The sequence below is a fragment of the Providencia sp. PROV116 genome, assembly GCF_028482485.1.
Lineage (GTDB): Bacteria > Pseudomonadota > Gammaproteobacteria > Enterobacterales > Enterobacteriaceae > Providencia > Providencia rettgeri.
In genome coordinates, this window is record NZ_JAMPQO010000023.1 from 38583 (window position 1) to 51048 (window position 12466).

General features: G+C 43.4%; 11 protein-coding genes. All 11 read right to left on the bottom strand.

What is annotated here, in order from left to right; translation table 11 throughout:
- Positions 1 to 101: 101 nt before the first annotated feature.
- The 11 genes from thrP to wecB all read right to left on the bottom strand — a co-directional run bounded on the left by thrP (position 102) and on the right by wecB (position 12406).
- Positions 102 to 1478 (bottom strand): bifunctional threonine/serine APC transporter ThrP, encoded by a 1377-nt coding sequence (thrP, locus tag PSE72_RS16110; RefSeq protein ID WP_109912160.1) that lies wholly within the window; start codon positions 1476 to 1478, stop codon positions 102 to 104.
- Between the two features lie 291 nt (positions 1479 to 1769).
- Positions 1770 to 2537, bottom strand: coding sequence for a lipopolysaccharide N-acetylmannosaminouronosyltransferase (gene wecG / locus PSE72_RS16115; RefSeq protein WP_109912161.1), 768 nt, complete (start codon positions 2535 to 2537; stop codon positions 1770 to 1772).
- A 9-nt stretch (positions 2538 to 2546) separates the two neighbouring features.
- The gene (gene wzyE, locus PSE72_RS16120) at positions 2547 to 3902 is read right to left on the bottom strand and encodes an ECA oligosaccharide polymerase (protein WP_198641746.1); all 1356 of its coding nucleotides are present in this window, start codon (positions 3900 to 3902) and stop codon (positions 2547 to 2549) included.
- Positions 3899 to 4981: a TDP-N-acetylfucosamine:lipid II N-acetylfucosaminyltransferase gene (locus tag PSE72_RS16125; RefSeq protein WP_198641747.1), complete on the bottom strand. Its 1083-nt coding sequence runs from the start codon at positions 4979 to 4981 to the stop codon at positions 3899 to 3901. The genes wzyE and PSE72_RS16125 overlap by 4 nt, the downstream gene beginning before the upstream one ends.
- On the bottom strand, positions 4978 to 6228 hold the full coding sequence (gene wzxE / locus PSE72_RS16130; protein ID WP_272691009.1) for a lipid III flippase WzxE: 1251 nt from the start codon (positions 6226 to 6228) through the stop codon (positions 4978 to 4980). Before wzxE ends, PSE72_RS16125 begins: the two co-directional genes overlap by 4 nt.
- Positions 6228 to 7358: a dTDP-4-amino-4,6-dideoxygalactose transaminase gene (gene rffA, locus PSE72_RS16135; protein ID WP_004907307.1), complete on the bottom strand. Its 1131-nt coding sequence runs from the start codon at positions 7356 to 7358 to the stop codon at positions 6228 to 6230. The genes wzxE and rffA overlap by 1 nt, the downstream gene beginning before the upstream one ends.
- Positions 7345 to 8085: a dTDP-4-amino-4,6-dideoxy-D-galactose acyltransferase gene (rffC, locus tag PSE72_RS16140; RefSeq protein ID WP_004907304.1), complete on the bottom strand. Its 741-nt coding sequence runs from the start codon at positions 8083 to 8085 to the stop codon at positions 7345 to 7347. Before rffC ends, rffA begins: the two co-directional genes overlap by 14 nt.
- On the bottom strand, positions 8063 to 8944 hold the full coding sequence (gene rfbA / locus PSE72_RS16145) for a glucose-1-phosphate thymidylyltransferase RfbA (RefSeq protein ID WP_110731575.1): 882 nt from the start codon (positions 8942 to 8944) through the stop codon (positions 8063 to 8065). The genes rffC and rfbA overlap by 23 nt, the downstream gene beginning before the upstream one ends.
- 8 nt (positions 8945 to 8952) lie before the next feature.
- Complete coding sequence (gene rffG, locus PSE72_RS16150; protein WP_217007832.1) at positions 8953 to 10026, bottom strand: dTDP-glucose 4,6-dehydratase; 1074 nt, start codon at positions 10024 to 10026, stop codon at positions 8953 to 8955.
- The gene (gene wecC / locus PSE72_RS16155) at positions 10017 to 11279 is read right to left on the bottom strand and encodes a UDP-N-acetyl-D-mannosamine dehydrogenase (RefSeq protein ID WP_004907293.1); all 1263 of its coding nucleotides are present in this window, start codon (positions 11277 to 11279) and stop codon (positions 10017 to 10019) included. Before wecC ends, rffG begins: the two co-directional genes overlap by 10 nt.
- Positions 11276 to 12406 (bottom strand): non-hydrolyzing UDP-N-acetylglucosamine 2-epimerase, encoded by a 1131-nt coding sequence (gene wecB / locus PSE72_RS16160; protein ID WP_004907290.1) that lies wholly within the window; start codon positions 12404 to 12406, stop codon positions 11276 to 11278. The genes wecC and wecB overlap by 4 nt, the downstream gene beginning before the upstream one ends.
- Positions 12407 to 12466: the final 60 nt, after the last annotated feature.

The window sequence follows — 12466 nt, forward strand, 5'->3', positions numbered from 1 at the left end:
AAATATCGATTGCTTGCCTTTTATCCATTTCGTTGAGAAAGAGAGCATATTTACCCTCTTTTTCGCTATGCACCTAATAAAAATCTATCAAAACCCCGCCGTTAAACTTTTCCGTTACGGTTATTGAACAGGCGAATGATGAAATAAAGGAGAGAAACACCCCCTAAGAAGATGGCTCCAACGATTAAAGATAAGCGAGTATCTGGGTTAATCGCCATTCCAATCAATACGCAGGCTAAAAAGAGCAAGGTCGCATAGTTAACCCATGGAAAAAGAATCGATTTGAAAGGATGCCCTACAAGTTTTTCTTTGTTTTGTTGACGAAAACGGATTTGGCTAGTCAATAACACCAGCCAAGGCACCATTCCTGGTAACACACTCGCACTATAGACATAAACAAAGACTTTCTCTGGATTCGGTATGATGTAATTCAAGCTTGATCCCGCGACTAAGCATAGGATAGTAAAGCCCACGCAACGTGCCGGTACGCCATTTTTTGTTAATTTCAATAATGAACGAGGCAATTGTTTATTTTGTGCTAAAGCGTACAGCATGCGCCCGCCACTATACATGCCACTATTGCAACCAGATAACGCCGCAGTTAACACCACAAAGTTAATTACCGCCGCTGCGGACACAATTCCCACTTTCGCAAAGGTAAGGACAAACGGGCTACCTTGTGAACCCACTTCCGTCCACGGAAATAGCGTCACTACAATAAAAATGGCGCCTACATAAAAAATTAATATGCGCCATAAAATATTATTGATCGCTTTTTTTAACGTGACTTGCGGATTTTTCGCTTCACCCGCGGTGATCCCTACCAGCTCAACCCCTTGATAAGAGGCCACAACGATACACAAAGCAAATAAAAAGCCTTTCCAGCCCCCGGCAAAGAAACCACCATGTTCAGTGAGATTCGCAAGCCCAATCGGCTCAAAGTTATTACCCAGACCAAAAAAAATCAGCCCTAAACCAATTAAAATCATCACCACAATCGTAGTGACTTTGATCATGGCAAACCAAAACTCAAGCTCGCCATACAGCCGTACAGCGGCTAAGTTCGCTAATGCCACTAATACCACCGCGATAATGGCAAAAATCCATTGAGGCACATCAGGGAACCAATATTCGGCATATACACCAATCGCAGTGATCTCTGAAATACCAACAGCCACCCACATAAACCAGTAGCCCCAAGCAGTCAGGCACCCCCAAAACGGACTTAAGTATTTATACCCAAATGAAGCAAAAGAACCCGTTACAGGCTCAAGAAATAGCATTTCCCCCATTGAACGCATAATGAAGAAAACAAAAATCCCAGCGATGATATATGCCAGTAAAACCGAAGGCCCCGCCCATTTCAGCGTACTGGCCGACCCCATAAATAAACCAACGCCAATGGTTCCCCCGAGCGCGATAAGCTCGATATGGCGCGCTTCTAACCCACGTTGAAGCCCCTGCTGTGGATTTCCCATACATACCCCTGTCAAAATTAGATAATTAAAATGCAGTTTTAATTGAAACTCAGTTAGTAATAATCACTGCAATTATTCGAAAAGTATCAATTAGGCGATTAAAAAAATGCCATAGCCGCAAGATTGAGCACAAACTGATGCGAACATACTTATTTTTGAGGGATTATAGAAATATTTGAAGGAAGAGACCAGCTATTCGGAACCGTGCGAACTGTAAGTAAGCCTGTTAAGCCTACTTACAGTGAGTTAAATTCATTAAAAATAACAATATAAATCAAACTACTACAAAAACTACAGCTTACCACCGTAGTAGTAGCCTAAAAATTTCAGTAATTTAAACTGTCGAGTAATACGGGAAGGTTGAGATAATAAGCGATATAACCATTCTAGACCTAAGTTTTGCCACACTTTCGGGGCGCGTTTAACATGCCCTGTAAACACATCATAAGTCCCACCAACACCCATATATAAGGCATCTGGATACACACTTCGGCAATCCCGCATAAAAATTTCTTGTTTCGGCGACCCCATCGCAACGGTGACAATTTTAGCGCCACTTGCGCGAATACGTTCGAATAATGCGCTTCGGTCTTCAGCGGTAAAATAGCCGTTTTGCGAGCCAACAATGTTCACATTCCACTGCGAGCGTAGTTTGCTTTCTGTTTGCTCTAGAATCTCGGGTTTACCACCCACTAAGAAAACTGGCGTGCCTTCTTTACCGGCCCTTTCCATTAGCCCTTCCCATAAGTCAGCACCAGCGACACGAGAAACTTCAGCTTGTGGGTATTTACGACGGATAGCACGGACAATACTAATTCCGTCAGCATATAAATATTCAGCTTGGCCTAGTAATGTATTTAAAGCCGTATCTTGTTCAGCGATCATCACTTTTTCTGCATTAATCGCAACGAGTGTTCCCGTTTTCGTTTCACCACCAGCAAATAGGTAGTCTAAAAAATGGGCCATATTTTTAAAGCCCCAAATATTATGACCACGAATACTATATTGTGGGATAGATGACTGTGTAACGGATGAAGACTGAGTTGATGACGATTCCATGATACTCCTTTAGCGGCTTTCACGCTGTTGGCTTCTTAAAAAAGAAGCTGTTTTTGTGCGAATAAGCCCTGCACTTTCAAATAACCAATACAGTAATTTTGCTAACACCAGACACAGTCCGAATATTAAGCAGAAGAAAACCACCCGTGAGACGAAAGAATCCACGCCTTCACGAGCCAAAACAATAATGTTGAAAATGGCGCCAAAACAAAATGCCTGCATAATGGCTGCCTTATAGCGATTTGGTTCTTTCAGGCTCATGCCATAGATCCAATCAAACCATTTGATGATAAGCCCCACAACTATAGCTCCGAGGGGTATAAAAATCACCCCGCCCATCACCACCAATGAACCAATCAGTGTTGGAGAAATTGCCAGCCCAGAATGGTTGTTCAGCACTTCCCACGTAAAATAATTGGCAGAGTTCAATACCGTGTCTGGGCGTTCAGGCCAAACCCAAGAAGGAATGAAAACATAAAAGTCACGGATAATCGGAGCTAGACCTTGAAAATCCATCTCATCATAATGGCTTAGTAGTAATGCTAAGTTTTCCCACGGGGAGAATGTATCCCGCGTTAAATACAAGAAAGTGTAATATGCTTCAGCACCACTGACATCTAAGCCATAGCGTTTTAAGGCTAACCAGAACATCCCTACAATACTGGCGACCCCAGCCGCGGCTAGCATCCACAGCGTAATCCAACCTCTGACAATCCCAATAAATAAGAAGAGTGCGAAAGCAATGATGATGTTCGCTCTCGTTCCTCCGACAATAACATAGGTCAAGAAACCAAATGCGACGGTACTAACAAGGAAGAAAATCCAGCGTTTCTGTGTTGGTCGCAAGAAATAAACAATCAACATTGCCGGTATGAAGAAATAGAAAAAGCGTTTTAATGCCACGCCAGAAACCTGGCTGGAGAAAATTTGGCTATAGGATTTTAGCTTAAATAGCAAAAAACCGTTCTGCATGAAAAAGATACCTACTGTCACGACTGCAACCAGTATCAATAACAGACAGGTTAGATTCGTTTCCACTTTGTTCATGCTAAACAACGCACGCCGTGGTGTGTCTGGTTGCCTAGAAAGTCGAGTTTTATAGGCAACATAATAAATCGCATAAAAACTAGTCGCTGCTAGTTGAGCATAAAGTAAATAATCAGCCTTCACAACGGCAACATCAAATTGAAAAACTAACGCGCAGGTTAATGGGAAACCAAAGTAAAACGTCAATAAATACAGCATGGAAAAGAAAATATTGAAGTTAAACCGAGCCCGTAAAAACTCTTTGTATAACAAAGTACCAATAAAAATAATTGATATCAGGTAGACCAGTGCTAAGCCGCCCAATTCCGTCAGCGTCATGCTCGCTCCTCCACGGCACTGAGAACGGCTTTCCAGCCCTCAATAAAGTTGGGAGCAAAAAATTCAATATGGTGTTTATCTAATAGGCTCATTTGGCGCTGAGCTTCATCCACTAGCGGTGTCGTCAGGTTGTCACCATAGAAAAAGACTGGGACATTTTGAGCAGTTAAATCCTGCCAAAAGGTATTTTGACGGCTAATTACAAATGGAATGCCAAATTGGATTAGCAAACAAACGGTGCCAACACCTTGCTGGCGATTAAAAATAAAATAGCCAAGGTCACAGGTTTTGAGCAAATTAAGGTACTCGCTAAATTCCATGCGCTCTTTCAGGATTTCCACTTGCCCTGAGGTAAACTCACTACTCGCAGCCTGTTCAACTTGTTGGATATAACTTTGGTTATTGGCAGGATAGCCCATAGGGACAATAACCTTAACCTCATCACCAAATTGCTGTTTAATCGCACCCAGAGCCTCTACATGGCGATTAGAACGGTCACCTGAGTTACCCAGTAAAATAGTCAATTGAGAGCCTTCACGTACCTTAGGCTCGCTTATTGTCAATGCAGGGTCCATTCGTGTTGGGAAATACAACACTGACGCAGGCACTTTAGGGTTCGACTGGTGGAAATAGCACAAATCCCCACGTGTTGCACACACATGCCCTACTTTTTTCTGCGCTAAACGACGCAAAATATAGAATAACTTAAATTTTAGAACGCTAGACTCTTCATAGAGGTCAGCTCCCCATATATGCCACCAAAACTGGTGGGATTTAATTTGCCCAAATAATAGCGCTAGCCAAATAGGGGCGTTAAATTGCCCATGAAAGAAAAAGCGAGTACGGCGGTCTGCCTTGGCACGCTGTATAACACTATTAGCAATGGCCTGTTTATTCGCAAAAACATCTATTTTTAGCTGAGGATAAGCGTCAACAAGCTGCGCATCATCGCTTACCACCATAAAATGCGGCTTTGATGACGGAGCCATTTCTTGGCAAATGACGTCATTAAAAAACGTCAGTACCGTCTGGTTGTGGTGTGGGAGATTCGATCCCAGTACATGTATTAAGGTTGTCATGCTCGCCTACGGTAAATCAAAAATACGCAACAACATAAAGTAAAATAGACAATATAAGTGGCCATATAAGCCTGAGTTGCGCCTACTGCACCATGTTCAGGGATAAGCCAATGCGCAAAGCCCGTTAATAATATAAACTGACTAACTTCAGTGAGGACATAAAAACGGAATGCGGCTTTGGCAATGACTAAATAGCCAAATACGTACGCCCCCACTTTCAATACATCACCGACTAGCTGCCATGCAAACAGGTCTCTCATTCCGGTAAATTCTTTTGAGAACAGCAACCAAATCGCAAAATCACGTAGTAACCAAACCGTAAAACTCACAACGGCAACGGCAGGTAAAACAAATTTCAATGCCTTAACAATCTCTGCGGAAATTTCATTTTTATGCTGCAAACGCGATAGCGTCGGCAATAAATACACTGAAAATGTCGCGGTAATAAACTGCAAATAGGCATCTGAAATGGTGGTCACACCGGTCCATAACCCCACTTCATCCCAACTATAGGTTTGGGCGAGCAGATTTCGCATCATGATATAAGCGACTGGCAGTGTGACTGCGGTTAGCATCGCCATGACCGTAAATTTGCCTAAATTAGTCGCAATCGCTTTGTCCCATGCTGGCTTCAATGACGATAACGCAAATTGCTTGCGCTTAATTATCATCCCAGCCGCAGGCAGTACTACTAGCGCAGGGACTAATGCTAACCCTGCTAATGCACCTTCATACCCGCCAACTAGATAGCATAAATAATAAGCTATTACACCAATTACACTACCAAAAATAATGGCTAATGCGTTTGCTGATGCGTCTCGGTAACCCTTCAAAATAGCCAGAAAATAGTTCGCATACGCGATACCCATTTGAATTAAGGCAACAATTTGAATAACCGAACTGTATTTTTCGCTATCAAATAACGCCATGCTGATTGGCGCACTGCAAAGCAAAAAGATAAGCGCAAGTAGCGCTGAAAACCCAAGAATAATCGTCGATGAAGTTCCCAGTACTGCACGTAATTTTTGTGAGTCTTGGTGGTGCTCTGCTACATATTTTGTGACGCCATTGAAAATTCCTGCACCTGATAATACCCCTAGTACAGTAATCAATTGGCGGAAGTTACCCGCCAGCCCCACACCGCTGGGGCCAAATGAGACTGCAAATAATTTAACAATTAACAGGCCCACCCCGATTTTAATCAGGGTAGACCCAGCAGTCCAAACCGATGCTTTAGCGAGAGACATTAGGCAAAGAACGCTTTGATTCGCTCAATGACTGTCTGCTGCTCGTCATCAGTCATGTTGTAGAACATCGGTAAACGCACTAGGCGGTCACTTTCTGATGTAGTGTATTTATCTTCACCATGGAAACGGCCAAACTCAATACCTGCAGGGCTCGTGTGCAATGCAACGTAGTGGAATACCGTCAAAATACCATGAGATTTCATGTAATCGTTGAATTCAGTACGCTCTTCAATATCTTTGAGTTTGATATAGAACATATGAGCATTATGTTTTAAGCCTTCCGGCACAGTTGCTAGGACTAAACGCCCTGCATCAACCAGCGGCTGCAACGCTTCATCATAACGTTTCCATAGTAGTAAACGGCGGTCATTAATTTTGTCCGCTTCTTCTAACTGCGCCCATAAGTAAGCCGCTTGCAAATCAGACAACAAGTAGCTTGAGCCGATATCACGCCACGTGTATTTATCGACTTGACCACGGAAAAATTGGCTACGGTTTGTCCCTTTTTCACGGATCACTTCGGCACGGCTAATCAGGTCTTTATCATTGATAAGCGTAGCTCCACCTTCACCGCCTGAAGAGTAGTTTTTAGTTTCATGGAAGCTATAGCAGCCAATGTGGCCGATAGTCCCCAGTGCTTTGCCTTTATACGTCGACATCACACCTTGTGCCGCATCTTCAATCACGAATAAATTGTGTTTTTTTGCGATAGCCATGATGGTGTCCATTTCGCAAGCAACACCTGCATAGTGGACAGGAACGATGGCACGTGTACGCTCAGTGATTGCAGCTTCAATTTTAGTTTCATCGATATTCATGGTATCCGGACGGATATCAACAAACACGATTTTAGCGCCACGTAATACGAATGCGTTAGAGGTCGATACAAAAGTAAAGCTTGGCATGATAATTTCATCACCTGGCTTAGTATCAATCAGGATCGCTGCCATTTCTAATGAGGCCGTACAAGATGGCGTTAACTGCACTTTTGGGCAATTAAATCGTTTTTCCATCCATTCTTCACAACGTTTCGTGAAGCCACCGTCACCACACAATTTGCCACTTTCCATGGCTTGTCTCATATACTCTAATTCAGTACCTACAACGGGTGGTTTATTAAATGGAATCATGTTGTCCCCTGTATAACCAATAGGCGGTACTGGCAATTGCTGCACCGCTACGTGAATAAAGATTTAATGCCGCAACATTACTGATTTGCGTGGCCACATTTAACTGTCTTTTTTGGTGTTCCACACACCAATTAAATGCTGCTGACATCAATTTACGCCCCACACCTTGCCCTTTCGCTTCTGGCATTTTCGCTAGTAGGCCAACCCGTGCCGTTTCTGCATCAAGGTGCCGCAAACTCACGAAGCCCAATACCGCACCAGACGCATCTTTAACCAGTAAACAAGTGTGGTCAAACGTACCCAGAACTGATTTTTCTATCCACAACGCATAAAACTGCCCGCTATCACCATCACGGTACCAAGGTGCTCTAAAGCGGCTTTTGCTAAAGACAGACTCAGCGGCTTGCCGCAACGTAGGGATATCATCCACTTGTGCAACAATAACGTGGTCTTCCGCTGTTAAACCAGCCTTTAAATAAGCATTTTCTGTGCCAATAGTAAGAGCGAAATCGATTTCACCTTCAACAAATGAAAACCCCATACCAGCTAAATCATCAATCAGCTGCGTTTCAGACGCTGCGACTTTTGCTTGCACGATATCGTATTCATCCATTTGATAAGCAAGGAGAGTTTCGAGGTTATCCCCTGTAAAATTCAACTTTGCTGTTGAGCGATGAAAAAATTCGCTCTCCCATGGCAAGCTCTCAATACTGGCGCGGACGGACACGTAATAAATCCTCTAAATATTGCCCATAACCTGTTTTTTTCAGCTGTTGCGCTGAAAAAGCGACTTGTTCGTCTGTCAACCAGCCATTACGCCATGCTATTTCTTCTAAACAAGCCACTTTGAAGCCTTGGCGTTTTTCAACGGTTTGTACAAAAGTACCCGCCTCAATGAGGCTATCGTGAGTGCCTGTATCCAACCAAGCAAAGCCACGACCGAGCAATTCAACGTTTAATTCACCACGTTCTAAATACATTTGGTTAATTGACGTAATTTCTAATTCACCGCGTTCAGAAGGTTTAACTTGTTTTGCAAATTCAACCACTTGTGAATCATAGAAATACAACCCTGTCACCGCCCAATTGGATTTAGGTTTAAGCGGTTTTTCTTCAATAGACAGTACTTTAAAATTATCGTCAAATTCCACAACACCAAAGCGCTCAGGGTCCATCACTTGGTAACCAAAAACGGTTGCGCCTTTTGTGCGCTCAGCGACAGATTTCAATTTTGGGCTAAATGAATGGCCGAAAAAGATATTGTCGCCCAATACTAAACAGCATGAATCACCATTAATGAACTCTTCACCAATGATAAACGCTTGCGCAAGGCCGTCTGGTGATGGCTGTTCCGCATAGCTCAGCTCAATCCCAAACTCATGGCCATCCCCTAATAAACGTTTAAACATCGGCAAGTCGTCAGGGGTAGAGATAATTAAAATCTCACGAACTCCCGCTAACATCAAAACTGAAAGCGGGTAGTAAATCATCGGCTTATCGTAGATAGGCAATAACTGTTTAGAAATACCGCGAGTAATAGGATGCAAACGCGTTCCCGACCCTCCAGCTAATATAATACCTTTCATACTGTCACCTAATTTCCTAGACCTAAACGTTCACCCGCATAGGAACCGTCTTGTACGCGACGCCACCACGTTTCATTGTTCAAATACCACTGCACCGTTTTGCGAATACCTGATTCGAAGGTTTCTTGTGGCGTCCACCCCAATTCGCGCTCAATTTTCGCAGCATCAATCGCATAACGCATATCGTGGCCCGGCCGGTCTTTCACATACGTGATTAAGTCACGGTAGTGCGCCACACCTTCAGGCTTTTGCGAACGTAGCTCTTCAAGCAGTTCACAAATCGTTTCTACAACGTCAATATTACGGCGCTCATTATGGCCACCGATATTATAGGTGGTGCCAGGTTGCGCGGTTGTAGCAACTAAATGTAGTGCTCGTGCATGGTCTTCAACAAACAACCAGTCACGAATTTGCTCACCTTTACCATAAACAGGCAGAGGCTTACCCGCTAAGGCGTTCAAAATAATTAATGGGATCAATTTCTCTGGAAAATGATACGGCCCGTAGTTATTTGAACAATTAGTGATCATCGTTGGCAGGCCATAAGTTCTTTGCCAAGCACGAACTAAATGATCACTCGATGCTTTCGATGCTGAATATGGGCTACTTGGTGCATAAGACGTTGTTTCTGTAAAGAAACCATCAGGTCCTTCTAAGTCACCATATACTTCATCTGTTGAGATATGATGAAAACGGAAAGCTGCTTTTTTCTCATCATTCAATGCGGACCAGTAATGGCGTGCCGCCTCTAACAGTGTGTAAGTGCCCACAATGTTCGTTTCGATAAATGCCGCTGGACCATCGATAGAGCGGTCAACATGGCTTTCTGCCGCTAAATGCATCACTGCATCGGGTTGATATTTTTCAAAAACGGCATCTAATGCAGCTCTATCACAAATATTCACCTGCTCAAAAGCATAGCGCGGGTTGCTCGCAACCGTTGCGAGGGACTCTAAGTTACCTGCATAGGTTAAACAATCCAGAACCACTGCGCTGTCGTCAGTATTTTCAATAATATGACGAACAACAGCAGAGCCGATAAACCCGGCGCCTCCAGTGATTAAAATGCGTTTCAACGCCATACTCCTTTTGTATCCACAACCCATTTTTGTGGGATTGCAGAACCTTGGATGCCTTTGAACATATTGTGGTCAACTAACATTAAGATCACATCCGCTTCATTAACGGCTTTTTCAATCGAAACTAGCTCAGAAATACCTTTTAAAGAGGTTGGTAATTCGTGAATGTGTGGCTCAACTGCATACGTTTTACCTGGGTTCCAGTTCGCCACCATTTTGGTGATGTGCATCGCTGGGCTTTCACGTAAATCATCAATATTGGGTTTAAATGACAGGCCAAAACAGGCGATTGTCACTTCACTGGCTTTTTTACCCGTTTCCACTAAGCAATCGGCTACAGCCGCTTTTACTTGATCAACAACCCAAATTGGTTTGCCATCATTGACTAAACGAGCGGTATGAATAAGGCGTGATTGTTTTGGATTTTGTGCGACGATAAACCATGGGTCAACCGCGATGCAGTGCCCACCAACACCCGGACCTGGCTGCAAAATGTTAACACGTGGATGGCGGTTCGCGAGGCTGATTAATTCCCACACATTGATGTCTTGCTCAGCACAAATTAATGATAATTCATTCGCAAAAGCAATATTCACATCACGGAAGCTATTTTCCGTTAACTTACACATTTCCGCGGTTCTTGAGTTAGTAATTACACACTCACCTTCAAGGAAAATATTGTATAGCTCACTTGCGCGCAAAGAGGATTTTGGCGTCATACCACCAACAACACGGTCATTTTTAATTAATTCGACCATCACTTGGCCCGGTAACACACGCTCAGGGCAGTATGCCACATCGATATCTGCATCTTCGCCAGCTTGATGAGGGAAAGTTAAATCAGGACGAGCTGCGGCCATCCATTCGGCCATTTGCTCTGTTGTACCTACTGGCGATGTCGACTCAAGAATGACTAAATCGCCTTTCTTCAGCACGGGAGCAACGGATTCTGCGGCTGCACGCACATAGGCGAGATCAGGTTCGTGCTCGCCTTTAAATGGCGTAGGCACAGCAATCAGATAAGCATCCGCAGGTTGTGGCTTAGTAAAGGCTTTCAGGTGGCCTTCTTCAACCGCTTTTTTGACCACGATATCCAGTTCTGGCTCCACAATGTGGATTTTTCCCTGATTAATAGTATCAACGGCATGTTGGTTCACATCGACACCAACCACTTGTTTTTTACGTGATGCAAAGGCGGCTGCTGTTGGTAAACCGATATAACCAAGGCCAATAACAGAAATAGTTTCAAAACTCATAATTTCACCTGATTACTTTTCAATGCTGCAAGAATACGCTGACAAGCATGACCATCCCCATATGGGTTATGTGCGCGGCTCATTTCGTGATATTCCGCGTCATCTGTCAGTAACCGATTAACTTCTTTCACAATTTTTTGTGTATCTGTTCCCACAAGACGAACAGTACCTGCATCAACAGCTTCAGGTCGTTCTGTGGTATCTCTCATCACCAAAACAGGTTTACCGAGAGAAGGCGCTTCCTCTTGAATACCACCTGAGTCTGTTAGAATCAAATAAGCATGGTTCATCAAATAAACAAACGGTAGGTAGTCTTGAGGGCTAATTAAAATAATATTATCAATATCATGCAATATACGCTTAACAGGTTCACTCACATTTGGATTTAAGTGAACAGGGTAGACAACTTGCACGTCTGGATGCGCTTGTGCAATTTCTGCCAAAGCATGACAAATACGTTCAAAGCCACCACCGAAACTTTCACGACGGTGACCTGTGACTAAAATCATTTTTTTATTTGGGTCGATAAACGGATAATTTGCGGCCAGTTTTTCCATCATATACTGGTCGCTCATGACTTTATCACGTACCCACAATAACGCATCAATCACACTATTACCGGTGACAAAAATATGGCTGTCAGGGATTGATTCTTTTAACAAATTTTGGCGTGAATTTTCGGTTGGGGCAAAGTGGTACATCGCTAAATGCCCTGCAATTTTACGATTTGCTTCCTCAGGCCATGGAGAATACAGGTCTCCGGTACGTAACCCAGCTTCAACGTGCCCAACGGGTATACGATGGTAAAATGCCGCAAGGCTAGTTGCCATCGTTGTCGCTGTATCGCCATGAACGAGAACAACATCCGGTTGAAAATCAGCAAAAACGCTTTTCAACCCTTCTAGAATACGACAAGTGATATCCGTTAAATCTTGCCCTGGTTTCATAATATTGAGATCGTAATCTGGCGTGATCTCAAACAGTTTCAGTACTTGATCTAGCATTTCACGATGCTGCGCTGTAACACAGACTTTGGCTTCAAAGTCTGCATCCCCAGCCAATGCATGAACCAGTGGTGCCATTTTAATGGCTTCAGGTCGTGTGCCGAATACAGTCAATACTTTCACAGTGACTCTCTTATATTTATCTTTCGCAGTGAGCTGCTTTTGTAATCTTAATAACTTTAT